Genomic DNA, 26,242 nt, shown 5'->3' with positions numbered 1-26,242 from the left:
ATGAATTTGTATGAAAAATTAAGGACGTGTATTCGACTCGTTTTGGCTCCGGCCTGTGTGTTTGTGCTTGACGCTTGTTCCGATGGCAGGGATGTCGCGGGAGGAACCTCGGAAGATGCGGGCATTGTCGCCCTCGCGGGCAAAAAGCTTTCGGGTGCGGTGCAGAAGGGCCCGTTTGTAGAAGGCTCCAGCGTCGTGCTCCGGGAAACATCTGCGGAAGGGAACCTGGAACCCACGGGCAAGGAATTCAATACCACGGTCATCAACGACAAGGGTGACTTCGAATTCGATAGTCTTGATTTGGAAAGCCCGTATGCGCTTCTTTCCGCCGAAGGCCACTATATTCGTGATGTCAGTGGCGAACGTTCTGCGTGTGTCTTGCACCTTAATGCCATTACCAACATGGAAAAACGTATTACCGCAAATATCAACTTGCTGACGCATTTTGAATACAAGCGTGTATTGAAGTTGGTCAAGGATGGCGTGCCCTTTGCCCAGGCCAAGAAACAGGCTGCTGCGGAAGTGCTCGCCGCATTCGGTGTCTACATTCCCGTAAATTCCGCGGAAGACCTGAACATCTTCAGTACATCCGCTGCGGACATGGCTCTTTATCATATCAGTATTTTTGTGGATACTCGAGACTTCATTATTCCTTGGAATGGCGAAGGAAACGAGTGGGAATATAGGATGGACCCGGCCAATACGGACTGTGGCATGTTACAGGATTATGTGGATGGATACGCCGATGACCTGGAAGAAGACGGAACCCTCAGCGATTCCTTGATTGCGCCTCTTGCTTACACTGCCTATTTATACAATTCCTTGGGCAATGTGATGCACTCTGGCGAAACCGGCTTGATTGGTAGGGACGAGTACGACCTTATGGCGGAGAGGCGTTATTTCCACCATTTGGTACTGGACCATTATCTAGGGTTTGAACATTGCGATGACGACCTCTGGGGGGAATCAAGAAGACTTGACAAACCGTTCGTAGATGACAATGATGATTGGATGACGTATGTGAACCCTGCCTACTTCCTTTGCGATGGACATAGCTGGAAGTTCACGACTAAGGGGCACCTCGATTCCCTCAAGATGCCGATACCTCACGGGTCGGGAACCATGAAGGATCCGCGCGACGGCCGGGAATACAAGACGGTAAGTTTCGAGTTCAACGGGAAGAAGTATGAATGGATGGCCGAGGACCTGATGTACAGTGGTGAAACTACGGTCAAGCATTCCAGGAGGGGTGGCGTAGATGTGACTCCGACCGGAATCTATAATTGGACGACTGCCATGGGGTTGAGCGAAAGCTATATGTCGAGGCCTATCAAGGATGGCTTGATAGATTCGCTGCATCAGGGAATTTGCCCGGCCGGCTGGCATATATCCAATAGCCTGGACTGGGAAGCCTTGATTACCTATGTCGGGGGAGTCAACAATCTACTCAATGAATCCTGGAGAACGGATTCCGAAACCGCATCTGATAAAGACCTGGTGGGCGTATTCTATAACAGGTTCGACTTCAATCTTTACCCGATGGACAGCAAGTACCTGGACCTATACTACCACACGTATACGCACAAGTCGTTTGCCGGAGATATAGAAAAAGAGCGTTCAGAGTGGTGGGATTACTACGAGGAGCATAAGGACACCGAAGATGTCGAGTGGATCTTTGAATATGTGAATTCGTACGCAAACTACAGGATTTATGATAATTACGCTTTCGAAATTTCGATTGATTACGGCGTGATGACCGACAATCGACGGAAGGCGGGGCGTGTCCGCTGCGTAAGGAACTGAAGCAGTCTGTAAGGAGGAGGCTGTTAGGAGGAGAACGAAGAAGGCCCCGCAAATTGCGGGGCCTTTTTTCGGGTGGATGACCGGACTCGAACCGGCAACATCCAGAATCACAATCTGGGACTCTAACCAATTGAGCTACATCCACCATGTAGCGAGACCAAATATAAAAAAGCCATCCCAAATTTCAAGGGATGGCGTGAATTTTTTGGTAAAAAAGGCGAAAATGCGCCGCCGATAGCGGTTTTACGCGTTCTTTTTCTGCATGACGCGGATGAAGTTCTCGCGCTTGAAGTCGTTGCGGTGTTCCATGCAGAAACGAGGATACACGGTCTGCTTGGGGAAGACCTTGATGGTGAACAGCTCGTTGCAGCCTTCCAGACAGCACTTGAAGGTCAGGTCCATCGATTCCGTGTAGTTGTGGCGGAAGATGATGTTCTTGGACTCGATGCTTTCCACGTTCTTTTTCTGCTTCTGGCGCAACTTGATGTCGCGGTGCAGTTCGCAGTACTTGGCAATCGGGTGTCCCCAGAACTCGCGGCCGCAGCCGGGCTCCTGGCAGATTTTGAGCTTGATACGCTTCTTTTTCTTGTATTTGGGTAACTGCATGCTGTAAAGATAGAAAAAAAGTGGCGTTTTGGCTCATTTTGGGGGGTGAACCCGTATATATAGGTATGAGATACTTCTTTTTGCAAGCAAAAATGCTGGCCTTCGTGGCCATTTTCGCCTTGGTGGCATCGTGCGGGTTCGTTATCGAGGAGGGGGCGCCCGAACCTTCGCCCTTGCGGGTTACGTTCCTGGACGTGGGTCAGGGACTTGCGGTGCTGCTCGATTGCGGGGGGCGGTACGCGATGTACGACATGGGGCCCGATTCCGTGGGCGTGATTGACTCGCTTGTCGCCCGCGGGGTCGATACGCTCGAGTGGGTGGTGGTGAGCCATAACCACAGGGACCATGCGGGCGGGTTCATGGAACTTGCGGGTCGCGGTGGGGGTTCGGGCTCCGCTCGGGTCGGGGGAGGTTTGTCGCGGGCTGGAAATGGCTTGTTTCTGGGCGGAACTGCGCCGCGGGTCGGGGATAGTTTATCGCGGGTGGATAGTTTATCGCTGGTCGAGGAGCGTTTATCGCGGGTGGAAAGTTTATCGCTGGTCGGGGGAGGTTTATCTCGGGCCGGAGATGCGCCGCGGGTGTACGTGCGCCGCCTGTATGTCGGGCCCGATACTTCGGGCGGCTTCATTCGGGATAGTGTGCTGCGGGTGGCCCGCGGGTTTGGCATTCCGGTGGATACGCTGGTGCGGGGCATGTCGCTCGGGCTTGCTGCGTGCGGGGCGGTTGCGGGCATCGGGGATGCCGGCGGGTTGCCTTCGGGCGACGGGGGCTCGCTCGGGCAACCTTCGGGTGACGCGGATGCCATCGGGCAATTTTCGGGCGACGGGGATGGTTCGCGCGGGCTGTCTTCGAACATCGGTGATGCCCCGCGGTTCGACGTGCTCTGGCCGCCGGACTACGTGCGGGAGGGCGGGAACCCCGCGAGTGTGGTTGTGCGGGTGGAATTCGGGGCGGCCTCCCTCCTGTTGACGGGCGACCTGGACTCTGCGGGAGAACGCCGCCTGCTGGAACTTTCACCCACGCTCTCCGCGGGCTTGTTGCAGGTGCCGCACCACGGGTCTGCGGGCAGCAGTTCGCTCCGGTTCATTTCGCGTGTTGCGCCGGATTACGCCGTGGTGAGTGTGGGTGCGGGCAACGCCTACGGGCACCCCCGCGAAGAAGTCGTGCGCAAGTATGCCTACGTGCTCGGCGATACGGCGCGGTTCTTCCGCACTGACTTGCAGGGGAGCGTCGGGTTTGAGATGTGGCCCGATGGTGTGGTGGTTGATGAATGATGGCGGTTTTGTTGTTTTGGCAGACCAAATCGCTGCAGAATGCTTTGTGGGTCTGCTGGTTAGTTGCCTTTTGGCCGCGAACGAGGGGCGGTTTTGTTGTTTTGGCAGACCAAATCGCTGCAGAATGCTCTGTGGGTCTGCTGGAAGTAGCGAAAATCGGGGGAAATATGCTTGCAATGGTGCCCTGAGGGGGCTTTTCGGCAGACCAAATCGCCTGTATAGTGGGAAAAGGTCTGCTCGCGGGGATAGAATTGTGGTTTCTTGTTGAATACAAACTAATAAACGGCAGACCTAGTGCTGGAAAAAGCCTTGCTGGGTCTGCCGAACGCCTGCTAACAGAGAGATAACGACTTTAACAAAACAAAAAGGATGGTAAAAATGCAAAACAATGAACAAATCTGGGCTGGCGACGTGTTGCCGCTCCTGCAAGCTAAGGCTGAAATGCTGGCAGACTTGGTTTCTGCGAAGGAACGAAACCTGAAGAACGCCCCCGCAGGCCGCCTGCGAATTTCGAAGCGGGGTGATCATGAACAATGGTTTCAAGTTTCTGAAGGCACATCGCATTGCGGAAAATTTATTCCTATGGGAAACTTGCGCTTGGCGCGTGCCCTTGCTCAAAAAGATTATGATTGTAAAATTCTACCCGAACTGAAAAAGATGCTCAGTTTGCTTGATGGATTCATAAACGATTTTGCCATAAGTGGCATTGAAAAAGTCTGTGAGAAAATGCATCCCGGGCGGCGGAAACTTGTAACTCCGGTTCGGTTGTCGGACGATGAATTTGCAAGAGCGTGGCTGGCTACCCCTTACGAAGGTAAGCGATTTGACGATGATGCCCCGGAAATATTGACCGCCCGCGGCGAGCGGGTCCGCTCCAAGTCCGAGGCAATTATCGCGGATACGCTTTTCCGCTTGTCGATTCCGTACAAGTATGAATGCCCCATGCAGCTCCGCGATGTGAAGGCAAAGGGCGGGAAAAGAACATTTTGCATTTTTCCCGATTTTACATGCCTGAATGTGCGGTTGCGTCGCGAGTTCGTGTGGGAACATTTTGGATTGATGGACGATGCCGATTATTCAGCAAAGGTGGCGTGGAAGATGGCGTGTTATGAGGCAAATGGCTTTTTCTCGGGGAAGAACCTGATTACATCGATGGAATCGGGCGAGGTGCCGCTGGATGCCAGGAAGGTGGAGCGGCTGGCAAAATGCTATTTGCTTTAAAGTCTTTTTTGTGTGTGACCGCGAACGAGGGGCGGTTTTGTTGTTTTGGCAGACCAAATTGCTGAAGAATGCTCTGTGGGTCTGCTGGAAGTAGCGAAAATCGGAGGAAATATGCTTGCGATGGTGCCCTGAGGGGGCTTTTCGGCAGACCAAATCGCCTGTATAGTGGGAAAAGGTCTGCTCGCGGGGATAGAATTGTGGCTCCTTGTTAAATACAAACTAATAAACGGCAGACCTAGTGCTGGAAAAAGCCTTGCTGGGTCTGCCGAACCTCAAAAATCCTCCCCCCGCAGTCTTTCCCCTAGTCCGCGAACCCGATGCGTGCCTGGAAATGGCAGCGTGGAGGTTGCGCATTCCCCGTGGCTAGCAAACCTCCTGCGGTCTGCGCGGCTTGCATGTCGCCTTCGTTCATCCCGAATATATAGGCGTGGTGGTTCGTGTTCTTGAAGCGCACTATGGCGACGTTCCCTCCGAGCGGGACCTGCGAGATGAAATTCATTTGTATGGAACGGATGCGGCGGCTCTTGACCTCGTCGGCATCGAGCGAGTCCATGACCCAGTCCACGTAGCGGCAGTGGTTCACGTGGTTGTTCATGTCGAGGTCGCTGTAGTGCGCCTGCTCGGTGCGCAGTACCCGCGGTTCTATTTCGGGGCTCAAAATGTCCATCATCTCGGGGAGCGCGTTCTTGCCCGCAAATAGCGGGATGGGGTAGGGGCTGTTCGCCGGGTTTTCCGACTTGCCGGTCTTCATGTTCACGAGCAGCCAGCTCGATGTCGCCTGCGCGATGGAATGCCCCTGCGAATCCACGATGGAGTAGTCCTTCAGGACGACCTTGTCCTTGTAGAAGTCCTTCGCCCAGGTGGATATCGAAATCTTCTCGCCCCACACGGGCTGGTGCAGTATGCGTATCTTGATGCGCGTGATGACGGTGGTGTAGCCCGCCTTCATCATTTTCCAGAGCCCGAACCCGTTCGCCTCGGCGTCGGCGATGGCGGTCTCTTCCATGAACAGGAACAGGTTCGAAAGCTTTAGGCGGCTGTGGTGGTCGCAGTCCGAGAAGCGGACTTCAAAATCTTTGGTCGTGATGCCTTGTTCCATGTTTTTACCTGCACGTTGTATGTGATTGCCGGTGCCGTCAAATGGCCCGTTTTTGGAACGGGCTGATTTACGGTTATCTTGTAAAAATGTATAATTTTGAAATATGGATGAGTTTCAGTTCCGCCCCTCTTATATACAGTTACCGGCATTTAGCACTTTTAGCGGTGAAGTCCGGCTCCCGGGCTCTAAGAGCATTACCAACAGGGCTTTTTTGATTGCGGCCCTCGCGCGCGGCACAACCCGGCTCCATAACCTGCTCAAGAGCGACGATACCCGCTACATGGGCGAGGCGCTCCAGAAACTCGGCGTGAAGATTGATTTTTCGGATGACTATTCCGAGGCGGTAGTGACCGGGAACGCGGGCCCGATTTCGGTCGAGGGCGTGGTAGATTTGTACCTCGGCAATGCGGGCACGGCGATGCGCTCGCTTACGGCGGCGCTCACGCTCGGCCGCGGGGAATTTTCCCTCGGGGGCGAGGAACGCATGAGCGAACGCCCGATACGCGACCTGGTGGACGCTCTCCGTTCGCTCGGGGCAAGCATCGAGTATCGCGAGACGGAAGGCTACCCGCCGGTGCATATCAAGTCCTCGGGCCTTGCGGGCGGCTATGTGGAGGTAAACGGCAATATTTCGAGCCAGTACCTGACGGCGCTCCTCATTTGTGCGCCGTATTGCAAGGCTCCACTCCACATTCACGTGAAGGGTGAACTTATTTCTGCTCCGTATATCGAACTGACGATGGATGTCATGCGCAGTTTCGGTATCGAGGTCAGGCACGAAAACCTGCGCGACTTCTACGTGCCGCAGGGCGTGTACACTGCTCCCGCCGATTACGACGTGGAGGGCGACGCGAGTTCGGCAAGCTACCCGCTGGCCGCTGCTGCCATTGCTCGCGGCAAGGTGCGCGTGCTCGGCGTGGGCAAGGACAGCATCCAGGGCGATGTCGCGTTTGTGGATGTCCTCCGCAAGATGGGGGCAAGGGTGGAAGTCGGTCCGGATTGGATCGCGTGCGACGGCAACGGGTGCAGCCTCCACGGAGTGGACCTGAACCTGAACGACATTCCCGACGCGGCGATGACGGTATCGGTGCTTGCGCTGTTTGCCGACAGCCCCTCGAAGATAAGCGGTATCGCGAGCTGGCGCGTGAAGGAAACCGACCGCATTGCGGCGATTTCTGCGGAACTCCAGAAGTTCGGCGCGCGCGTGACGACCGACATGGACAGCATCACGATTGTGCCTCCGGAAAAACTTGTGCCCGCGACAGTCGAGACATACAACGACCACCGCATGGCGATGTGCTTTAGCCTGGTCTCGCTCGGGGGTGTTGCGGTGAAGATCATGGACCCCGCCTGCGTAAACAAGACTTATCCCCACTTCTTTGAAGACTTTACCCGACTCGCAAAATGATCCGTTTGTCCCGACATATCGTGCGTGCAGCAGTTGCGGTTGCCCTGGTGGCGACGGCGGCGGTTGCGGTGCCGGAATTGAGGAGTGCTGACGCGGATACTCTCCACTTGTGGATGATGGATAACGGGCTCGGCTCGCAGAAGGCGGTCAAGAAACTCGTGAAGAAGTTCCAGCGCGACACGGGTATTCCTGTAGAAGTGCGCGTACTCAACTGGGGCGAGGCGTACGATGTCATTACGAAGGCCTTTGCGAGTCCCGATTCTGTCGCGGATTTCCCGGATGTTATCCAGTTGGGGTCTACCTGGGTTCCCCACTTTGCGTCGGTAGGCAGCATACGCCCGCTCGATTCCCTCATTGCGCAGGTCGATTCGTCCCGATTCTATGCGGAAGCGTTCCGCGCAAGTCACATCGGCGCAGGCAAGGAAGTGTACTCGTTCCCGTGGTTCCTCGACGTGCGTGCACTTTTTGCGAACGAGTGGCTGTGGCATACGCTCGGTATCGAGGAATCGGACATCGCGTCGTATTCCAAGTTCATGGGTGCGCTCCGTGCCATCAATCGTGGTGAACTCAAGAATTCCGAGATGAAGCGCGTGGCGGCGTTCGCTCTGCCCGGTCACGAGGATTGGACCGGCCCCCAGCAGATGGCTCCGTTTATCTGGAATTTCGGTGGTGATTTCCTGGACTGCAGGCAGGACGCATGCACGAGTGCCCTGCTTGACCAGAAGACGCTTGACGGGCTTGCCGTGTATGCGGCGATTCTCGGTGACGAGGAACTGGCCCCGCAAAGCCTGCACGAAAATTCCCAGCAGAACGCGGTGCGGTTCATCAATTCCGAACTGCTTATCCATTACGGTACCTCCGAACTTATCCGCCAGCTGGAGTTTTCCGAAGAGGCGGGCGGGCTGCGTTCCAGCGCGATTGCCGATGACGGCATCATCATTCTTCCCTTCCTTGCGTCCTCGTTCAAGTCCACGTTCGTGGGCGGGAGCCACCTTGCCTTGCCGACAGGGGGCGATTCGACGAAGTTTGCCGCGGCGCAGTCCCTGCTTGCTTACCTGTTGCGTACCGACAACTTGGATGCATACTGCCGTGCCGTGGGCTTTTTGCCTTCCGACCGCGGGCTCATAAGCATCTGGAACCAGGACCGCCGTTACTCGCAGCTGGTGCAGAGCCTCGAAAACGGCAAGAGCTTCCCGAACATTCCTCAGTGGGGCGCCATCGAGGGCGTGCTCATCAAGTTTGCAAACGACATGGGCTCCATGTTCGCCGTAACGGAAGACAAGGCTGCCCGCAACCATGAACTCGCGGAACTCCTGGTGCAGGCGCATTTCAGGATAATGGAGATACTGGGCCAGAAGGAAACTGAAAAGGAAGCTGACTTGGTTGCGCTCGCGGAAACTGCCTTTGCGACAGAAATACAGGAAATCGAACCCGAAGACCTGCAGTTCGAACCGCTCCCGACTCCGCAGCCGGCGTGGCGCATGGTGTTCTTTGCGGGTATTGCCGCGGGGCTTGTGATGATTGCCCTTTTCGCGCGGCTGGTTGTTTATTTTGTCCATAACCGCAAGAAAAAAGGGATGAAGTCCTGATGAAGTTTTTCGCGAGGTTGGTTTCCCTTGCCCTTTGGGCGGTTCTGCCTGCGGTTGGCGCGGGGCTGGATGTCGCGGAATACCAGGCTTACGTGGATTCGCTGTTGCCCGAGGTGAGCTTCGGGCTATCCGTGCGTTCCGTAAATACGGGCAAGGAACTGGCGAACATCAACGGGAACGAACTGTTTACGCCCGCGAGCACCATGAAGACGCTCTCCACGGCGACGGCACTCCATTTCTTGCCGCTCGATTATGAACCCGAGACGAAGTTCTCGCTTATGGGGGCGCAGGAAGGAAATGTGTTTAGAGGCACGCTGAACGTCCGCGGCGAGGGCGACCCGAACATTTCGGCACGTTACTACACTGATCCGCTCATGTGGCTCTACGGTATTGCCGATTCCATCAAGGCGCTCGGCGTCGATACCCTCAGGGGAAGGCTTGTTCTTGATACTTCCTATTACCAGCCGCCTTGGAAGCCGGAACATTGGCGCAGTGATTTTTACGATTTCTGGTACGGTGCCGAGGTTACTCCGCTCCAGTTCAACGACAACAGTGCTGTAGTGCGTATTAGGCCCGGTGTAAACGAGGGGGATACGGTGCGTGTTTCCGTGTTGCCCGACGTGGGTTATGTGCGTGTTGTGAATAAGTTAATTACGACGAAGGCGCCCTTGAACAAGCGCGGGCGCAAGATGAGACTCAAGTGGAATCGTTCTCTTGACCCGGTAGAACCCGTAGTTACCGTAGAGGGCGAGTTCGATATCGATTCCGACTCGAGCCAGTTCGTGATTCCCGTCCGTGGCGGTATCGGGTATTTCCGTGCGGCGATGCTTACCGCGCTCCGTGACCGCGGGGTAGCCTTCCGCGAAGATACGACGGCTCCTGCGAACCCTCTCGTGAAACAGTATGCGTTCTCTACTGCGCCGTTGCTCAGCATGCTCGACGAGATTAACCAGCGGAGCCAGAACCTGCATGCCGAAACGCTTTTCCGCAACGCCGCCGCCCGCGAGTTCGGGGTGGGGAGTGTCGAGACGGGCAAGATGCTTGAACGCAGGTTCCTTGCCGCCATCGGGGTGGATTCCAGCGGGTTCGAAGTGTACGACGGTTGCGGGCTTGCTCCAAAGAATAAACTGAAACCCTCCGCCGAATCGCAGATGCTTGCCGCCATGGCGCGCCACCCCAGGCACGAATACTACATCAATTCCTTCGCGAGCCCCAAGATCGGTTCCGGCAGCAAACGCATGTACACGCTGCAGTACCCGTGGGCGACGCGCTTCAAGACGGGTTATATTGCGGAGGTGCATGGCCTTGCGGGTTACATATTTGCGCAGGGCGATACGCTTGCCGTGGCGATGTACCTGAACAAGACGGGCAAGAACAAGGACGGCGACTGCAAGGACGTGATGGATACCCTGTGGGTCAAGCTTGTCGAGTGGGCGAATGAGGGCTTCCCGTCGCTTGTGCGCATGAAGGACATGTGGATTGCCGCGCAGGGCGTGAAGGGCCTCGATGCCCGCCTGGAATACTTCTCCAAGAAATTGCAGGGAACGCCCTACCGCCTCGGGCCCATGGGCGAGGGAACGCTTGACCCGATTGAGCCCAAACCGCTCGTTTATCTGGATTCCGTGGACTGCGTGACCTTCCTGGAACACACGCTGGCGATGGCTCTTGCCCCGAGCGAGGATTCGCTGTTTAACGTACTGCAGAAAATTCGCTATCTTGGCGGGGAAATAAGCTATCGCACCCGCAAACACTACCTGCTTGCCGACTGGGTGGGCGAGGGCAGGTTTGCCCGCGTGCTCCCCGTGGAAGGCGATACGGTAATATCGCGCACGCTTCCGAAGAAGGACTTTTTCAAGGCGAAACGCATGAAGTACCTGGTCGATGGCAAGGAAGCCGATGACCCGCAGGTGGAAATCCGTTACCTGCCCTACGACAAGGCGCTCGAATGGGCGAAGGTCCCGCATTCCGATAGCCTGAAGGTGCTTGGCGTTGCCTTTGTCGCGAAGTCCGAAAAAATCGATGCGACCCACACCGGGTTTGTCGTGCTAAATCCGGGAGAGGCGCCCAGGCTGCGCCATGCATCGTCCCAGAAGAAGCGCGTCGTGGACCAGCCTTTTGCCGAATATCTCGTAAGCCGCAAGGGGAAACTTCCCGGCGTTACCTTGTTCGAGTTTATCCCGCAGTAGTCGGGCGGTTTAATGCGCGCGAAAAACTAGTCCCCGTAATCGAATGCCAGTATGGCGACAAGCCCGTGCGTTTTTTCGCCGGAACCCTGCCCTTCGCCGTCTGTGCTTTCAAAAGCGGTCCACGCGTCGGGCATCCACCCGTAGGCGTTTGTCGTCAGTTCCTTCCCGAGGGCGATTTCTGCCGACTCGATGTCTTCCCACTTGATGCTCCCGCCGGGCGATGTGTAGTAGCGCAGCATCCCGAGCGCCTCCATCGATTCGGGATGCTCGTCGACCAGCTGGTACACGCAATCCTTGTAGCTGCTGCCCGAAAGCCTCAGCACGCGGTAAAGGCGCTTTCGCCCCAGGAACTTCGCGAGGTCGCCCTGGTGGGTCGCAATTTTTGAGCCGGGCCCGAAAAAGACCGCCAGTTCCCTGAAGATTTCGGAACCTTCTTCCATGAGCGGCGAAAGTTTCTTGATGAGCGCTTCAATTTCAGACATATTCAAAACCGATACTTCCGGATTATTCGCTATTTCTTCTGCATGAACGAAAGCTGCGATGCCTTCTCGTAAAGGCGTTCGGCCCGCTGCTTGTTGCCGTCGGATTCACCGTACAGGATATCGAATATGTCCTTGAGCCCGAGCGGGCCCGAGCCCGACTTGAGCGCGTAGACAGTAATGAGGCTCATTACCCCGAGCGAAGAACTAATGATGTCCAGGTCGGTATTCGCGAGCTGGAATGCCGCCAGCTGGAAGGCGTCATCGGAATTTTCCTTGACGAACCTGTCCAAATCGCCGAGGGTCTTGAACCCCAGATGCTTGAACACGTCCAGGTACTGGCGCAGCGGGGACTTGCTGATTTCGGCCTGGTTTATGGATGCGATGCGGTTGTTTAGCGCGTCGAAGGGCTTGAGCTTCAGGTAGTTCGCGTACGAATCGCCGTCGAGCGAGACCTCCTCGAAGTTTCCGGTACTCACGAGCGACTGCACGCGGCGCCGGTATTCGTTGATGCCCGTGCGTATCTGGCAGAACTGCTCGTCAGCAAGTTCCAGCAGGCCCGCGAGCCTGTTGATGCTGCGCAGGTATTCCTTCGGGATTTCGACCCCTGACTTGTATCCGGTATCGTGGTCGAGCACCGACCATACGTGTTGCAATGCGGTACGCATCTGCACTTCGAACCGTATGTCGTTTATCTCGGGGTATTCCGGGTCAAAGAAAATTTTTTTCGGGACGCGGCAGATGTAGTGTAGCGAACTGTAGCCGAAACTGTGCAGGTCGTGCATCTTGCGCTTGTCGATACTGTTTTCCCAGTCCACCTCGAAAGTGTTCCCGACGATTGCCGCAATCTTGTCGACCTCGTCGTAGTAGAACGTGATGACGCGCGCACCCAAAATGTCGGTAAGGTCGCTGAGCGTGTGGTACTTTTCGCCCTTGCGTTCGAGCTTGCCCACGAGGCTCTTCTCGTCCTTGACGCGCGCCTCGATGGCATTCACGTAGATGTGGTTTTCTGCCATGGCGTTTTCAAGAATCCCGCGCACGACCGTAAGCAGTTTCTCGAACATTGCGTGCTTCTCGCGGAATTCCTCGATAATGAACGTACCCTGCGGATGCAGGCCGTAACTTTCTACAGGAACAACAGGCATGTGGCTAGTCTCCGGCTAGAATTTTTCCAGGATGGAATGTTTCACGAGTTCGAACATTCCCGCAGGCGGGTTTCCCGTCCAGGTGTAGTACATGAGCATGAGGAGTGCCGCGAAGGGTTTTACCTTCTCGTCGATGCTTTCAAGCGGCTCTTCCTTGCCGAAATATTCGGGAACGAAGCAGGTCCAGACCTCGAGCATCTGCGCCGCGCTGATATGGAACAGCTTCTGCGCTAGTTCGTCGTCGCCCGTGTGCGAAACAAAATAGAGCATGCCCACGTCGTAGAGCGGGTTCCCGTAACTGAAGGCGGAAAGGTCTATCCAGAAGTTCTTTTCGCCGTTCGTGATGATGTTCCCGATGTGCATGTCGCCGTGGATGCAGGTGGTCGCCTTCGGTACGCTGTCGATAAACGCCGAGATTTTCGCCTTTTCCTCGTCGGAGTATTCCTTGAGCTTGGTGATTGCCGCGCGGAAGCGGTTCTCTGTCGGGCTGAACAGTTTCGTGTCGCAGGGAATCGCGTGGAGTTTCTTGCATTCGCGGGCGAATTCCTCCGCATAGCGCTGGAGAGTCTCCGGTTCTTGCGAAATCGCACGGGCAAAGGACTTCTTGGGCGAGATGCGCTCGAATTCCACGCCGATGCGGGTGCCGTCCGTTACCAGGCGGTGCGCGTGCGGGATGTTCAGGCCTTTGTCGGCAAGGTTCCATGCCACCTCGAGTTCGCGGTGGGGCTCGCTCATCGGGACAAACGGCGCGTAGAGCTTCATCATCGTCTTCCCGTTCTTGTGGTTGTAGCTTATCGCAGTATAGCCGTCGCCACTTTCCTCGTAGTCGTCCATGTTGATGCGTTCGGGCTTGGGCTCGCCAAAGATTTCGCGGACGAGTTGCCCGAATTCGGTAAAGGCGAATGTGCCCGCCAGTTCGTGCAGTGCGCGCTGGAGCCCGCGGTAGTGCCATTCGTGTTCGGCAACATCCTTCACGTGGAATATATTCCAGATGGCGTCACCCTTTTCCTTGAAGTCGCGGTAGATGGCACGGGCGTTACTGAGCTTGTCGGAAAGCGCTACGATTTTTGCGTCGCGGCTCGCCTTTGAGAGGCGCTCCATCGAGGCCTGCTTGCGGGCATGCCAGGAAGCTTCCTCGGAGACCCCTTCCATAAATACGTCGGATTCCTCTTCTACCAGTTTCGCGACGCGCTCGCCGAATTCACGGCGGATGTCGTCGAGCGTGACATCGGTATCTTCGACCGTATCGTGCAGTGCGGCTGCCGCCAGGAGTTCCTGGTCGCCGGTCATGGTGGCGGCAATCGAGACAGCCTCCATCGGGTGGACAATGTACGGGAAGTCCTTGCCCCGGCGCTCTACGCCCTGGTGCGCCTTTACGGCAAAGACGATTGCCTTGTCAAGTAATGAAGTATCCATGCTTTTGAATGTAGCATATTAGACGAAAGAACGGACCTTCGGCCCTACAGACGAAAGACGAAAGAGAGCCTTTTTTCTAACTTTTCGCCCGAAACATGAACCCGCGTGTAGCGGAAAGGATTAATCTATGTCGAAACTGACTGATTCTCAGGAATGGAAGGCCCTCGAGGCCCACGCCGAAGTCGCCAAGACTTGGCACATGAAGGAACTCTTCGCGAAGGACCCGGCCCGTGCCGAGAAGTTCAGCCTGGAAGCCTGCGGACTCTTCCTGGACTACTCCAAGAACATCATCACCGACGAGACCATGGCTAAGCTCCAGGACCTGCTCAAGTCCGCCAACTTCGACGACATGCGCAAGAAGTACTTCGCCGGCGAAAAGATTAACACCACCGAAAAGCGCGCCGTGCTCCACACCGCTCTCCGCTACAAGGGTAACGATCCGATTTGCGTCGACGGCAAGGACGTGATGCCCGAAGTTCGCGCAGTTCTCAAGCACATGGAAGACTTTACCCACCTCGTCCGCAGCGGCAAGTGGAAAGGCCACACCGGCAAGTCCATCAAGTACGTGGTGAACATCGGTATCGGCGGTTCTGACCTCGGCCCCGTGATGGTGACCGAAGCCCTCAAGCCCTATGCAGACAAGCCGATTGCCGGCGAATACTCCCCGGAAGTTTACTTCGTTTCTAACATCGACGGCACGCACATGGCCGAGACCCTCAAGAAGGTGAACATCGAAGAAACGCTCTTCATTGTCGCTTCCAAGACTTTCACCACTCTTGAAACCATGACGAACGCCGAAACCGCCAAGGCTGCCGTCCTCAAGGCTTTCAATGGCGACGAAAAGTCCATCGCCAAGCACTTCGTTGCGCTCTCCACCAACACCGAGGCTGTCGCTGCCTTCGGTATCGACACTGCCAACATGTTCGAATTCTGGAACTGGGTCGGCGGCCGCTACTCCCTGTGGTCTGCCATCGGCCTCTCCATCGCTCTCCGCATCGGCTTCGAGAACTACATGAAGCTGCACCAGGGCGCCTACGAAATGGATCAGCACTTCAAGACCGCCCCGGCCGACAAGAACATGCCGGTTATCCTCGCCCTCATCGGCGTGTGGTACAACAACTTCTTCGGCGCTTCGAGCTATGCGATGCTCCCGTACGACCAGTACCTGCACCGCCTTGCTGCCTACTTCCAGCAGGCCGACATGGAATCGAACGGCAAGACCGTCGACCGCGATTCCAAGCGCGTGAACTACCAGACCGGCCCGATCCTCTGGGGCGAACCGGGCACGAACGGCCAGCACGCCTTCTACCAGCTCATCCACCAGGGCACCAAGATGATTCCGTGCGACTTCATCGCCCCGGCAAACAGCCACAACAAGATTGGCGATCACCACCAGAAGTTGCTTTCCAACTTCTTCGCCCAGCCGGAAGCTTTGATGAACGGCAAGACTCTCGCCCAGGCCCAGGAAGAGCTCCGCAAGGACGGTAAGAGCGAAGAAGAAATCGCATTCCTTGCCCCGCACAAGGTGTTCGAAGGCAACAAGCCGACCAACTCCATCATGATGGACTACGTTTCTCCGGAAACGCTCGGCGCCCTCATCGCCATGTACGAACACAAGATCTTCACGCAGGGCGTTATCTGGAACATCAACAGCTACGACCAGTGGGGTGTTGAACTCGGCAAGCAGCTCGCGAAGAAGATTCTCCCGGAACTTGCCAAGGCCGACGCCGAACTGAACCACGACAGCTCTACCAACGGGCTCATCAAGTGGTATAAGGCTCACCAGAAGTAAGTTGAATGTCATTGCACTTCGTGCATGACTGCGTCGGTTATCCAATGCGTGTGCAAGCACCCGCGCTGTATAACCTAGCATGTCATTCTGGAGTGTCCGTAAGGACACGATAGAATCCAGGAACTTAAAAAACCGCGGTTTAAGCCGCGGTTTTTTTTGCTATTTACGACAAGTTTGTCTAAAAGTTATTCCTGCGGGCCCTTTTTCCTGCGGTCCTTGAATTCCTTCATGCGCTCCTTGTGGAACTGATTGAACTTTTCCAGCTGTTCCTTGGAAAGCACTTTCGCGAGGGACTGCACGCCGTTGATGCGGTGTTCGAGCAGGGCCTTGTCGGCATCGAGCACCTTGGCCTTCGCGTTTTCGGTTGCGGCCTGGTCGCCGCTTTCGAGCGCTTCGCCCAGTGCCTTCTCTGCGTCGTGCTTCTGTTTGCGCAGTTCCTTGAATATGGAATCTCCCTTCGCGCGGTTGGCATCGAGGGCGGCCTTCTGCTCGGGAGTCACCTGCAGGAGCGAATCGATGACTTCCGGGTTCATGTGCCCCCTGTGCTTATGCCCCTTGTGGAAGTCGCCGTGCGGGCGGTGGTCCTTGTGGAAGTCGCCATGCGGTCCCGGAGGCGGGGGAGGCGTCATGCCTTGGCGCATGCACTGCGACATGTCTGCCTTCTGGCAGCAGCAGGCGCTGTTCTTGCTGCAGAAGTTCCCGAGGATAACCCCGAGGGCAAGCGCGAACGCGACTATGCCTGCGATGAACAGTTTGGAATCTTTCATAGATTACTCCTTGGTTAAATAGCTGAACCCGACAGTTTCCTCGAGGGTTTCGAAATCGTCGTCGTTTGTTGAATTCCCTAGGCCGTTGTACCAGCTGGTGATATCTTCCGAGGCGACGTTCTCGAGGGAGATTTCTTCGGTGGAACTTTCGATTGCGGGGAGAATTGCGGTGAGGCTTACCAGCACGAGGCTTGCCGCGAGCGGGATGGCGCTGTACAGGCTCCTGATGCTCAAGATATTCCCCTTGTGGGCGCTGGCGTTGGCCTTCGCGTCGAGGCGTGCGCATACCTTGCTCCAGGAATCCTCCCGGGGCGTAATGCGCTCCATTTTCGAGAAGTCGATCTTGTCAAGCATTTTTCAGTTTCTCCGTTATGTAGTCTTTCACGAAGTGCCTTGCGCGGCTGAGACGCGCCTTGATGGTGCCGTCCGGCATGCCATATATTTCGGCGAGGTCCTTCACGTCGAGGTCTTCGGCATCCTTGAGCCAGAGCATGCCCCGCGTTTCGGCGGGGAGTGCGTTCAGCCCGAGTTGCAAGAGTTCCGGGTCGAACTGGCCGTTGCGGGGGGCTTCCTGCTTCCCGAGGGTTTCCTCGACAATCGTGTCGAGGTTCAGTTCCTCGAGTTCGCCGTGGCGCTTTTCTGCCCGTAGCTTCATGAGGCAGGCGTTCACGGTGAGCCGGTAGAGCCAGGTCCCGAGGGCGCTTTGCCCGCGGAATGCCCGGATGGCGTCCGGAATGCCGACAAATACGTCCATGAGGATATCTTCGGCGCGGTCGCGGTCCTTGAGCATGCGAAAGGCGAGGTTCAGCATCTTGGTGCTGTGTTCTCTCCACAGCATTCCAAGTGCCTCCCGGCTGCCTTCACGGATACCTTTTGCAATAACCTGTTCGTCCATTCTGCTATTTGGATGCACGGGAAAAACCTTCGGTTGCATCTATTTTCCCGAAATAAACATCCCCATACCCGCAACCTCTAATAACCAATAACTAATGACCAATAACTAGTCATCCGCGTGGCTTTTAAGCACCCGCTCGATTTTTTCCTGTGCCTTGAAGAAAGCCTCCACGCAAACCGGGTCAAAATGCGTGCCCGTCTCTTCGCGGATGATGGCGTAAGCCTTCTCTAGCGGCATACCCGGCTTGTAGACGCGCTTCGATACCAGGGCGTCGAACACGTCGGCAATCGCCATGATTCTTGCGCTGAGGGGGATTTTATCGCCGGAAATGCCGTCGGGGTAGCCCCTGCCGTTCCACCATTCGTGGTGCGCCCCCGCCATGTCGATGGCGGTATCGAGGAACGAGGAGTGCTCGGTTGCCTCTACGGCGTCCTTCAGGAGCTTGCGCCCTACGGCGGCGTGGCTCTTCATGATGGCAAATTCCTCGTCGGTAAGCCTGCCCGGCTTGTTGAGGATGGCGTCGGATACGCTTATCTTGCCCACGTCGTGCAGCGGGGCCGCCGTGGTGATGTCGTTCAGGAACTTGTCGTCGATTTCTTCCGGGAACTTCTTGTCGTCAAAGAGCTGCTGCGCGATAATCTTCACGTACTCCGCCGTGCGCTTGATGTGCCCGCCCGTGTTGCCGTCGCGGCTTTCCACCAGTTCTGCCATCATCATGATGGTGCCGACCTGGTTTTTCATCAGGCGCTGTTCCAGCTTGGCTTTCTCGGTAATGTCGTCGAGGATGAGCACCACGCCGACCGGCTTCCCGTTGTCGTCCTTGGTGTACGAGGATGTCACGTAGAGCGTCTTGGTTTCCTTGCCGGTATAGTAGGGCGTCGTCATCTTGTGCGACACGTCGGATTCGTAGATGGCCTTGTTGACGCAGTCGTTGAAGGCGTCGTTCTCTTCGTACTCGAAGAAGCACGCGGCGAACTTCTGGCCAATCATCTCTTCCTTGGTCTTGTCGAGAATCTTTGCGGCGGAATCGTTCACGAACGAGATTATCCTGTTCGCCTTGTCTATCACGAGGACTCCGTTCCCCATGTCGCGGATGATGTTCCGCGATATCACGTCATTATTTGTTGCGTCTAGGTTGGCCGACATCATACACCTTTTTTGTCTTTTGTTTACATATAGTAAAAAACTGAGGGCCTGTTGTATAGAGGGGAACGCGTTTTTTTCTTAGGAAAAAAGGCACTTTTTGTCCCGAAAATTGCAGAAATTCATTAAAAATGTGATTTTTGTCAAGTCCGCTATGGATAAAACGTCAATGAAAGATGGGCTGCAATGTAAATTTTTCTAATTTGGAAAAAGTATCTTATTGTTGATGGTTACTTTTTCGGACATAGCGGACTACCGCGATTTTTTGAAGGACTACTACGAACGCCGCAAGGCGGAGATGCCCTTCTACAGTTATCGCATGATGGGCGATAAGCTGGGGCTGGATTCCAGCTACCTCTACCGCGTGTTGCAAAAGAAGCAGCACCTCCCCGCCCATGCGTTACAGGCGGCCAAGGAAATCCTGGCCCTGAGCGGTCGCGAGGCCGAATACTTTGATTTGCTCTTCTCTGCCGCGGTCAGCAAGGACAAGGCGAAGAAAGAAGAACTCATGGCGAAGGCGCTTTCCCTTCGCGATGTCGAACGCCACAGCCTCCAGGCAGCGGAACTCAAGCTGCTCGAGAACTGGTGGATCCCTGCCGTGCGTGCCTACCTGGACTTGAACGGCGGCGTGGTGAACGTGAAGCAGATTGCAAAGGACATCTGCCCCCCGATTTCGGAGGAGCAGGTTACCGAGGCTATTGAAATCCTGAAAGAGGTGGGCCTGGTGAAGAAACTTGCCAGCGGTCGACTTGCCCTCACGGATGCGCACCTCACGGTAGGTGGCCCCGAAAAGGCACAGGCGGTCCGCAAGTTCCAGCGCCAGGTGCTCTCCCTTGCCAGCGATTCCCTGGATAACGTGCCCGTTACCGAGCGCAACGTGTCCACTCTTACCCTCTCCGTAGACCAGGCCTGTTTCGAGGATTTGGGCGATATGCTGAGGGAATTCCGCAGATTAGTGCAGAAACGGGTTGACGAAGCCAAGAATTCTGACCGTGTTATGCAACTTTCTATGGCATTTTACCCGGTCGCCAGAAAAGGAGGCTTCCCTGAAAATGCTATAATGGGGGAAGGCGCAGGAGTTAAAAAATGATGAATAGGGTGTGGAAATTAGGGTTGGCGGCATTGGGTGGAGCCATTGTCGCGTGTTCCGGTGGAGACAGCGGTGTCGCCGGATCATCGATGGAAACTGAGAATTCCATCGCCCTTTCCGTTCAGCTCGCCGATGGGTCACCGGCGGCTCGTGTTCGCGTTATTGTTCGCCCCGACAGCTACTTGGCCGGGGCTGATTCCCTCGAAGATTCTCTCGTGGACGAGAACATGAACTTCGAGACGGATTCTACGGGCAAACTCATTCTGGATAACCTGGGCTACGGCAGCTACATTGTCGAGGCCAGGAGCGATTCCCTGAAGGGCGCCTCCAAGTTCAACTACAGGTCGTGGCAGACCGAGGGTGGCCGTGTGTCCTTGCACTTGGGCAAGCCTGGTCTTGTTTCGGGCCGAGTGCTGGTCGAGGATGACGAGGATGCCTCCGAAGTTACGGTGGCGGTCCAGGGTCTCGATTACAGCGTTATGGCCGATGGTATGGGCAACTTCGAGTTCAAGTCGCTCCCCGCGGGATACTTCGAGATGGTCGCCTTCGTGCAGACCGATAGCGTTGTCGTGGACGATTCGGGGAAGAAGGGCAAGGTGCGTGTCATCCGCAAGCTCGGGTCCTCCATTGCCAATGTGCGTGCCGGTCAGGAAAGTGCAGTGGTTATCGATACCCGCCCGCAGGATTCCCTCCCGTCGTTTGTTTTCGAGGACTTCGAGGGTAGCATCGATGCGTGGAAGGTCCAGCATTCGGAAAATGCCAATGGCAGTATCGAAATTGTGGATGCGGGCCTTGGCCGCGAAGGCAAGGCCGCGCATTTCACGTGCGAGAATGACTCCAACTACAACTGGGTGCTGATGGGCCGCTCGCTCGGTGGCATGGTTGATATGAGCAATCTCGATTCCATCGTGTTCTGGGCCCGCACCGATGTCGTTGATAGTTCGAAGCGCAAGTACATATCCTTCTCGCTTGACCTGAATGTAGATAGCACGTCAAGCCTTAAGAGCGGCAAGGCCTGGGTTCACCTGGACGTGGATACGGTCTGGAACCGCTTCGTGGTGACGCCTTCCGATTTCCTTGAGCCCGATAGCAACAATATCGGCGGAAACCTCGGCTGGGATGTCGTGAAGCGCAACATTACCGACATATCCATCTTCGGCGGTACGGGCGGTGAGTTCTGGATCGACGATATCGAGGTGTTCGGTTATTCCAAGTTTGTCGCAAGGGACCCTGAATAGTGCGTTTTTAGCCGAATTTGGCCAGTTTGGCCTTGACAATTTATCAATGAATGTGCCGTGACGAGCGGTACATTTTTTGTTTTTTGGGGGTATCTTTATTACCAAAGGGATGTTTGTGGTGTGGATGTTGCTCACGGGCTTCCCCTCATAAGGAGTTTTTATGAACGTGTGGAAAAGCGTGGGCGCGCTCTGCCTGGGCGCAGGCCTTGCTACCTTCGGCCTTGCCGACAACCCGATATCCTCTTACCATTACCTGGCGGACCCTTCGTGCGCCTCCGATGGTGATACCTTCTACATCCTGACCGATGTGGACGACTACAATAACCAGACAAACTGGAACTACGACATTGTCGGCCTCTATGCCTTCACTTCCGAAGACATGAAGAACTGGACCGACCATGGCATGATATTCCGTTCCAAGCGTGAATTCGGCAACTACCCGAACAACACCTGGGCATCGGGCATCGCCGTCAAAAATGGCAAGGTCTATATAGTCTACCCCGATGGTGCAAGCGGCGTGGGCATGATTACGGCGCCTGCGATTGACGGCCCCTATATCGATCCTGTCAAGGAAACTCATGGTGTCAATAGAATTGCAGGTGGCGGCAGCAGTGTTATCGGCGGCTGCGATGGCATCGCGCACTGCTTTGACCCGGGCATTTTCTTCGATGACGACGGCACGGGCTACGTGATTTTTGGCGGTGGCGAAAGCAGTCAGCGTCCTTACGGTAACAACTTCGACATTATCAAGTTTACCGAAAGCAACGGCAAGATTACCATGGACAAGAATTCCCTTACGCGTGTCCAGTTGCCGAATTCCTTCGAAGCGCCGTACCTGCACAAGAAGGGAAGCACCTATTACTTGAGTTTCAACAACCGTAGCCAGATTATTGATTACGGTACGTCCAACAAGATCATGGGTCCCTACAACTATGTGGGCCAGGTCATTCCGGGTATCGGTTCCGTGCCCGACGCTCACGGCGAAGGCGGCAACAACCACCACGGTTTTGCTCCGTTCAAGGACAAGTGGTATGCGGTTTACCACGACCGTCGCCTGGTGACATCGGATAATCACCCGGCCGCAACGACTCAGGCTGGCGTGCGTTCCGAAAACCCGAACTACGAAAACCACAGAAGCGTGTCCATCGACGAACTCACCTGGAATGGCGACAAGATGAACAAACTCACCTTCACCCGCGAAGGCCCGAAGCAGATCAAGAACTTTGACCCGTACAGGACGTACAAGGCGACCACGAGCTCCAAGCAAATGAATATCCGCAGCCGCACGGACTGGACCAAGGGCCAGCCGGTCAAGCACGTGCTCTTGCCGCTCACGAGCCGTAGCGAATCCTGGATCCGCGTGAGTGGCGTGGATTTCGGTAACGGTGCCGAGAATCTCCGCATCAAGGCCGCGAACGTGGGCGATGGCAACAAGATTGAAATTCGCAAGGGAAGTGCGACGGGTACGCTCGCCGGCACCTGCGAACTGGCGAAGACCAGCAACAACATGACTTTTACGGACAATGACTGTGCCATGACGGGCCTTACCGGCGTTGTGGACCAGCTGTTCTTCGTGTTCAAGAATAATGGCAAGGATTCTACCATGGGCGTTCTCGAATGGGAATTCCAGGGCACCAAGCGTGAACCTGAACCGCAGCAGCCGTTCGGCGGCAAGGTGTGGGCAATCCCGGGCAAGATCCAGGCCGAAGACTTCGACGTGCCGGGTTACGGCGCGGGCAACGATTCGTACAGCGACAACGATTCCGAGAACCACGGTTTCGAAAAGGCGAAGAGTGCTGCTGATTCCGCGAAGGTCAACTACCGCAAGGACGATGCTCCGTTTGTTGACCTTTACGCGAATGCGACCGGGATTATCGTGGGTTACAACCAGTCGGGTGAATGGCTCGAATACACGGTCGATGTCGCGAAGACGGGCGACTACACGTTCTTTGCCGCCGTTGCGACGGACAACCAGAATGCGGGCTTCGTGATGTCGGTCGATGGCAAGGACATTACGGATACTATCCTTGCCGCCAAGACTGATGTCGAGGGCAACTTCGATGACTATGCCAAGGTACAGAGGAACGTGACGCTCACTGCGGGTGAACATATCCTGCGTATGACGGTTACGGGCGACTGGTTCGATATCGACTACTTCACCTTCGTGGAAGGCAAGGATGCGACGGACCCGGAACCGATTGGCACCACCGCGATTTCGAATGGGATTAAGTTCCATGTGAGCAGTGCTGCTACTTACCAGGTGTTTGACCTTGCGGGTACGATGCTCGGCAAGGTGGAACTTGCCAGCGGTGCCTCTGCGGTCCAGGTACTCAAGGCTGCGGGCTACAGGCAGGGCGCCTACATGCTCAAGCAGGTGAACGGAAACAAGAAGTTTATGGCCCGCGTGACGAAATAAAACCGCTCAGTCTTTGTTAGTACAAACTCTCTCTTGTGTTTGAAAGGCTCCCGGCAGACTGCCGGGGGCCTTTTTTAAAGCACCGAAGGTGCGCACAACGAAACTATGTTTCGTGTGTTGGGAGGGTCTTAGGGAGGGCCAGTCCCATGGACGCCCTCCCTAGTCGCCTATGGACAAAACGTCAATGGTTTTTGTTAGAAAGGTTGTTAAAAATGCACGTGGGGATGGTAAATTTTATAATGGTTAGACTGCGGTGTCGCGGTTGAATATGGGATGTTAATATGAAGAAGATTTCCAAGGGAAAGCTTGGTTTGGCTCTTGCGTGCGGTCTCTTTGGTTCTGCACTTGCCGATAACCCGATTTCTACCTACCATTATCTGGCCGACCCCGGTGCCGCTGCCGACGATGAATACTTCTACATCATCACGGACTCCGATGACCCGGCTCCGTACAATTCCAATGGTTACAAGATTTACGCCCTCTATGCATTCCGCAGCAAGGATATGCAGAACTGGACTGACTACGGCATTATTTACGATGCCCGCAAGGTGAACGGCATTAACGACATTTGGGCTTCCGGCATCGCCGTGCACAATGGCACGTTCTACATCGTGTTCCCCGATGGCGGTGGCGGCGGTATCGGCTACATCAAGGCGCCTGCAATCGACGGCCCGTGGACAAATGCCGTGGGCCAGGGCAAGGATAAACTTGTCGGTGGCCGTGGCATCATCGGCTGTGACGGTGTCTCGTGGTGCTTTGACCCGGGTATCTTTATCGATGACGACGGTACGACCTACGTCACATGGGGCGGTGGCGAAAGCAACAGCCGCCCGAATACCGACAACTTTGATATTGTCAAGCTGAACGATGCGAAGGATGCTCCGGTGGGTAACGGCAGCCACGTGAAGGTAAACAACCTCCCGACCCGTAAGATGCTCGAAGCGTCCTACATCCACAAGCACAAGGGCAATTACTACTTCTCTTACAGTACCGGCTGGCAGCAGGGTGCGCCTACCATCGACTACGGTATGTCGAATAACGTCATGGGACCGTACACCTGGAAGGGAACCATTCTCGGCGACCCGAGTATGAACGGCCGCAGCATCAACGGCAACAACAACCACCACGGTATTGCCGAATTCAAGGGCCATTCTTACGTTGTCTATCATGACCGCCGTATTGCCAAGGGCCATAACGGACTTGAAATTATTCCGGCCGATGACGGTCAGCCGAAGCCGAACGAAGGTTACCACCGCAGCGTTTCTGTCGATGAAATGTTCTACAACGCCGATGGTACTATCAAGACGGTCACGGTGACGGACGAAGGCCCGAAGCAGATCGAGAACTTCGACCCGTACGACTGGTATCCGGCGCTCACGAGTTCCAAGCAGAAGGGCATCCGCAGCCGTTCCAACTTTGTGCAGGGCAAGAAGGCCGAACACGTGCTGATTCCGCTTTCCAGCAAGGAATCCTGGATCCGCGTAAGTGGCGTGGACTTCGGTACCGCGGCAACGGGCTTTACGGTCGAGGCTTCGAGTGCTGCTGACGGCAACAAGATTGAAATCCGCACGGGTTCTGCGACGGGTACGCTCGCAGGTACCTGCACGCTCAAGAATACCGGCAACAAGAATACCTATGCCGAAAACAAGTGCGAAGTCGATGGCCTCAAGGGCATCGTGAACCAGCTGTTCCTCGTGTTCAAGGGTAACCAGGATTCTACCATGTACGTGAAGGCATGGGGCTTCGAGGGCAGTGGCACCACGCCTCCGGAACCGCAGAAGCCGTTCGGTGGCAAGGCCTGGGCTATCCCCGGCAAGATCGAGATGGAAAACTTTGATGAACCGGGTACGGGCCGCGGTGCGGGAGTCGATTCCTACAACGAGAACGATGCCGAGAACCACGGTGATAGCGACTTGCGTGAAGGTACCGGTGTCGACCTGTACAAGAAGGCTACCGGCGTAATAGTGGGTTACAACCAGGCGGGCGAATGGCTCGAATACACCGTGAACGTGAAGGAAGCGGGTGATTACACCATGTTTGCTGCGGTCGCTTCTGCCAATAACACTTCCGGATTCCAGCTCTCTATCGATGGCGAGAACATTACCGATGCGATTGCCGTCCCGCAGGCAAGTTCCGGCGAAGAGAACTACGATGACTACAACAAGGTTTCTGCCAACGTGAAGCTCCCCGCGGGCGAACACATCCTCCGGTTTACCGTTACGGGCGACTGGATGGATATCGACTACATCAACTTCGTCGCGGGCAAGGATGCCGAAGATTCCGACCCGCTCGAAGGTACTACCGCGATCAAGACCGTCGCTCAGTTCAACTCGTTCGGGTCTTACACCTACCGCGTGTTCGACCTGAAGGGCAAACAGGTGGGTACGGTGAATCTCGATGGTGCACATGTGGGCGATGCGCTCCGTGCGGCCGGGTTCAGCAAGGGCATGTACATGCTCCGCTCCCTGCGCGGCGAAAAGAAGTTTATGGCCAGGGTGGCGGAATAAGCCCGAAAAAGGCCTAAAAGAGTCCCTAAACACCACACATCCAGACCGGCGCCTTTACGGCGTCATAAAAAGCACCCCAGGCGTGTCCCGGAGTGCTTTTTTTGCGTTTTTCGCGCCCGCCCTAGTCGCAAGCACCGCAGGTGCCCGTGCACTTAATCGCCGCCTCCC

At 55.7% G+C, this 26,242-nt stretch carries 20 protein-coding genes and 1 tRNA gene; 11 read left to right on the top strand and 10 right to left on the bottom strand.

Annotated elements, in window-relative coordinates; genetic code table 11:
• The first annotated feature begins 42 nt into the window (after positions 1-42).
• Positions 43-1,803, top strand: coding sequence for an FISUMP domain-containing protein (locus BUB22_RS01170; RefSeq protein WP_073113551.1), 1,761 nt, complete (start codon positions 43-45; stop codon positions 1,801-1,803).
• Positions 1,804-1,874: 71 nt separating this feature from the next.
• Here BUB22_RS01170 and BUB22_RS01165 read toward each other — a convergent pair.
• Positions 1,875-1,948: transfer RNA gene (locus tag BUB22_RS01165), tRNA-His, on the bottom strand.
• A 98-nt stretch (positions 1,949-2,046) separates the two neighbouring features.
• Entirely contained in the window at positions 2,047-2,409 is a 363-nt protein-coding gene (locus BUB22_RS01160) for a hypothetical protein (RefSeq protein ID WP_072809268.1), read from the bottom strand.
• Positions 2,410-2,474: 65 nt separating this feature from the next.
• Here BUB22_RS01160 and BUB22_RS16950 point away from each other — a divergent pair, with 65 nt between their 5' ends.
• Positions 2,475-3,683 carry a ComEC/Rec2 family competence protein gene (locus tag BUB22_RS16950; RefSeq protein ID WP_254794584.1) on the top strand — a complete coding sequence of 403 codons (1,209 nt, stop codon included), beginning with the start codon at positions 2,475-2,477 and terminating at the stop codon, positions 3,681-3,683.
• Positions 3,684-4,061: 378 nt separating this feature from the next.
• Entirely contained in the window at positions 4,062-4,904 is an 843-nt protein-coding gene (locus BUB22_RS01145) for a PDDEXK family nuclease (RefSeq protein WP_073113617.1), read from the top strand.
• 301 nt (positions 4,905-5,205) lie between these two features.
• On the opposite strand, the gene BUB22_RS01140 is transcribed toward BUB22_RS01145, so the two are convergent.
• Positions 5,206-6,003 carry an acyl-[acyl-carrier-protein] thioesterase gene (locus BUB22_RS01140; RefSeq protein ID WP_083535313.1) on the bottom strand — a complete coding sequence of 266 codons (798 nt, stop codon included), beginning with the start codon at positions 6,001-6,003 and terminating at the stop codon, positions 5,206-5,208.
• Between the two features lie 103 nt (positions 6,004-6,106).
• Here BUB22_RS01140 and aroA point away from each other — a divergent pair, with 103 nt between their 5' ends.
• Genes aroA through dacB form a run of 3 tightly spaced genes read left to right on the top strand, consistent with a single transcriptional unit; the run spans position 6,107 to position 11,186 of the window.
• Positions 6,107-7,411, top strand: a complete 1,305-nt coding sequence (aroA, locus tag BUB22_RS01135; protein WP_073113548.1) for a 3-phosphoshikimate 1-carboxyvinyltransferase — start codon at positions 6,107-6,109, stop codon at positions 7,409-7,411.
• The gene (locus tag BUB22_RS01130; protein ID WP_083535312.1) at positions 7,408-9,000 is read left to right on the top strand and encodes an extracellular solute-binding protein; all 1,593 of its coding nucleotides are present in this window, start codon (positions 7,408-7,410) and stop codon (positions 8,998-9,000) included. The genes aroA and BUB22_RS01130 overlap by 4 nt, the downstream gene beginning before the upstream one ends.
• On the top strand, positions 9,000-11,186 hold the full coding sequence (gene dacB / locus BUB22_RS01125; RefSeq protein WP_073113546.1) for a D-alanyl-D-alanine carboxypeptidase/D-alanyl-D-alanine endopeptidase: 2,187 nt from the start codon (positions 9,000-9,002) through the stop codon (positions 11,184-11,186). Before BUB22_RS01130 ends, dacB begins: the two co-directional genes overlap by 1 nt.
• A gap of 26 nt (positions 11,187-11,212) precedes the next feature.
• Here the strand turns inward: dacB and BUB22_RS01120 are convergent, their stop codons facing one another.
• Genes BUB22_RS01120 through BUB22_RS16000 form a run of 3 tightly spaced genes read right to left on the bottom strand, consistent with a single transcriptional unit; the run spans position 11,213 to position 14,226 of the window.
• Entirely contained in the window at positions 11,213-11,668 is a 456-nt protein-coding gene (locus BUB22_RS01120; protein ID WP_073113545.1) for a hypothetical protein, read from the bottom strand.
• 29 nt (positions 11,669-11,697) lie between these two features.
• Complete coding sequence (locus tag BUB22_RS01115; protein ID WP_073113544.1) at positions 11,698-12,810, bottom strand: GTP pyrophosphokinase; 1,113 nt, start codon at positions 12,808-12,810, stop codon at positions 11,698-11,700.
• A 15-nt stretch (positions 12,811-12,825) separates the two neighbouring features.
• A complete protein-coding gene (locus BUB22_RS16000; RefSeq protein WP_083535311.1) occupies positions 12,826-14,226 on the bottom strand; it encodes a TIGR02172 family protein in 1,401 nt (466 codons plus the stop codon).
• A gap of 127 nt (positions 14,227-14,353) precedes the next feature.
• Between BUB22_RS16000 and pgi the strand changes: the two genes are divergently transcribed.
• A complete protein-coding gene (gene pgi, locus BUB22_RS01100) occupies positions 14,354-16,018 on the top strand; it encodes a glucose-6-phosphate isomerase (RefSeq protein WP_072809251.1) in 1,665 nt (554 codons plus the stop codon).
• A gap of 185 nt (positions 16,019-16,203) precedes the next feature.
• Here pgi and BUB22_RS01095 read toward each other — a convergent pair whose 3' ends face one another.
• From BUB22_RS01095 to BUB22_RS01080, 4 genes are all read right to left on the bottom strand, one after another.
• Positions 16,204-16,785: a Spy/CpxP family protein refolding chaperone gene (locus BUB22_RS01095; protein WP_072809248.1), complete on the bottom strand. Its 582-nt coding sequence runs from the start codon at positions 16,783-16,785 to the stop codon at positions 16,204-16,206.
• 3 nt (positions 16,786-16,788) lie between these two features.
• Positions 16,789-17,139 carry a hypothetical protein gene (locus tag BUB22_RS01090; RefSeq protein ID WP_073113543.1) on the bottom strand — a complete coding sequence of 117 codons (351 nt, stop codon included), beginning with the start codon at positions 17,137-17,139 and terminating at the stop codon, positions 16,789-16,791.
• Complete coding sequence (locus BUB22_RS01085; RefSeq protein WP_254794583.1) at positions 17,132-17,623, bottom strand: RNA polymerase sigma factor; 492 nt, start codon at positions 17,621-17,623, stop codon at positions 17,132-17,134. The genes BUB22_RS01090 and BUB22_RS01085 overlap by 8 nt, the downstream gene beginning before the upstream one ends.
• A gap of 162 nt (positions 17,624-17,785) precedes the next feature.
• A complete protein-coding gene (locus tag BUB22_RS01080; RefSeq protein ID WP_083535310.1) occupies positions 17,786-18,829 on the bottom strand; it encodes an HD-GYP domain-containing protein in 1,044 nt (347 codons plus the stop codon).
• Between the two features lie 220 nt (positions 18,830-19,049).
• On the opposite strand from BUB22_RS01080, the gene BUB22_RS01075 reads away from it, so the two are divergent.
• From BUB22_RS01075 to BUB22_RS01060, 4 genes are all read left to right on the top strand, one after another.
• Positions 19,050-19,913 carry a DUF4423 domain-containing protein gene (locus tag BUB22_RS01075; RefSeq protein ID WP_072809239.1) on the top strand — a complete coding sequence of 288 codons (864 nt, stop codon included), beginning with the start codon at positions 19,050-19,052 and terminating at the stop codon, positions 19,911-19,913.
• On the top strand, positions 19,910-21,151 hold the full coding sequence (locus BUB22_RS01070) for a hypothetical protein (protein WP_073113540.1): 1,242 nt from the start codon (positions 19,910-19,912) through the stop codon (positions 21,149-21,151). Before BUB22_RS01075 ends, BUB22_RS01070 begins: the two co-directional genes overlap by 4 nt.
• A 160-nt stretch (positions 21,152-21,311) precedes the next feature.
• Positions 21,312-23,567 carry a family 43 glycosylhydrolase gene (locus BUB22_RS01065; protein WP_073113539.1) on the top strand — a complete coding sequence of 752 codons (2,256 nt, stop codon included), beginning with the start codon at positions 21,312-21,314 and terminating at the stop codon, positions 23,565-23,567.
• A gap of 281 nt (positions 23,568-23,848) precedes the next feature.
• A complete protein-coding gene (locus BUB22_RS01060; protein ID WP_073113538.1) occupies positions 23,849-26,074 on the top strand; it encodes a carbohydrate-binding protein in 2,226 nt (741 codons plus the stop codon).
• Positions 26,075-26,242: the final 168 nt, after the last annotated feature.

This window comes from Fibrobacter sp. UWCM (genome assembly GCF_900129735.1).
Lineage (GTDB): Bacteria > Fibrobacterota > Fibrobacteria > Fibrobacterales > Fibrobacteraceae > Fibrobacter.
Note: the sequence above shows the minus strand (reverse complement) of the source record. Positions and strands in the feature narration are given on the sequence as shown.

Coding starts and splice junctions, on each gene's coding strand:
- BUB22_RS01075 (WP_072809239.1), top strand. CDS start 19,050: ATGGTTACTTTTTCGGACATAGCGGACTACCGCGATTTTTTGAAGGAC.
- BUB22_RS01115 (WP_073113544.1), bottom strand. CDS start 12,810: ATGCCTGTTGTTCCTGTAGAAAGTTACGGCCTGCATCCGCAGGGTACG.
- aroA (WP_073113548.1), top strand. CDS start 6,107: ATGGATGAGTTTCAGTTCCGCCCCTCTTATATACAGTTACCGGCATTT.
- BUB22_RS01140 (WP_083535313.1), bottom strand. CDS start 6,003: ATGGAACAAGGCATCACGACCAAAGATTTTGAAGTCCGCTTCTCGGAC.
- BUB22_RS01085 (WP_254794583.1), bottom strand. CDS start 17,623: ATGCTGTGGAGAGAACACAGCACCAAGATGCTGAACCTCGCCTTTCGC.
- BUB22_RS01070 (WP_073113540.1), top strand. CDS start 19,910: ATGATGAATAGGGTGTGGAAATTAGGGTTGGCGGCATTGGGTGGAGCC.
- pgi (WP_072809251.1), top strand. CDS start 14,354: ATGTCGAAACTGACTGATTCTCAGGAATGGAAGGCCCTCGAGGCCCAC.
- BUB22_RS01060 (WP_073113538.1), top strand. CDS start 23,849: ATGAAGAAGATTTCCAAGGGAAAGCTTGGTTTGGCTCTTGCGTGCGGT.
- BUB22_RS01090 (WP_073113543.1), bottom strand. CDS start 17,139: ATGCTTGACAAGATCGACTTCTCGAAAATGGAGCGCATTACGCCCCGG.
- BUB22_RS01130 (WP_083535312.1), top strand. CDS start 7,408: ATGATCCGTTTGTCCCGACATATCGTGCGTGCAGCAGTTGCGGTTGCC.
- BUB22_RS01065 (WP_073113539.1), top strand. CDS start 21,312: ATGAACGTGTGGAAAAGCGTGGGCGCGCTCTGCCTGGGCGCAGGCCTT.
- BUB22_RS01095 (WP_072809248.1), bottom strand. CDS start 16,785: ATGAAAGATTCCAAACTGTTCATCGCAGGCATAGTCGCGTTCGCGCTT.
- dacB (WP_073113546.1), top strand. CDS start 9,000: ATGAAGTTTTTCGCGAGGTTGGTTTCCCTTGCCCTTTGGGCGGTTCTG.
- BUB22_RS01080 (WP_083535310.1), bottom strand. CDS start 18,829: ATGATGTCGGCCAACCTAGACGCAACAAATAATGACGTGATATCGCGG.
- BUB22_RS16950 (WP_254794584.1), top strand. CDS start 2,475: ATGAGATACTTCTTTTTGCAAGCAAAAATGCTGGCCTTCGTGGCCATT.
- BUB22_RS01145 (WP_073113617.1), top strand. CDS start 4,062: ATGCAAAACAATGAACAAATCTGGGCTGGCGACGTGTTGCCGCTCCTG.
- BUB22_RS01160 (WP_072809268.1), bottom strand. CDS start 2,409: ATGCAGTTACCCAAATACAAGAAAAAGAAGCGTATCAAGCTCAAAATC.
- BUB22_RS01120 (WP_073113545.1), bottom strand. CDS start 11,668: ATGTCTGAAATTGAAGCGCTCATCAAGAAACTTTCGCCGCTCATGGAA.
- BUB22_RS16000 (WP_083535311.1), bottom strand. CDS start 14,226: ATGGATACTTCATTACTTGACAAGGCAATCGTCTTTGCCGTAAAGGCG.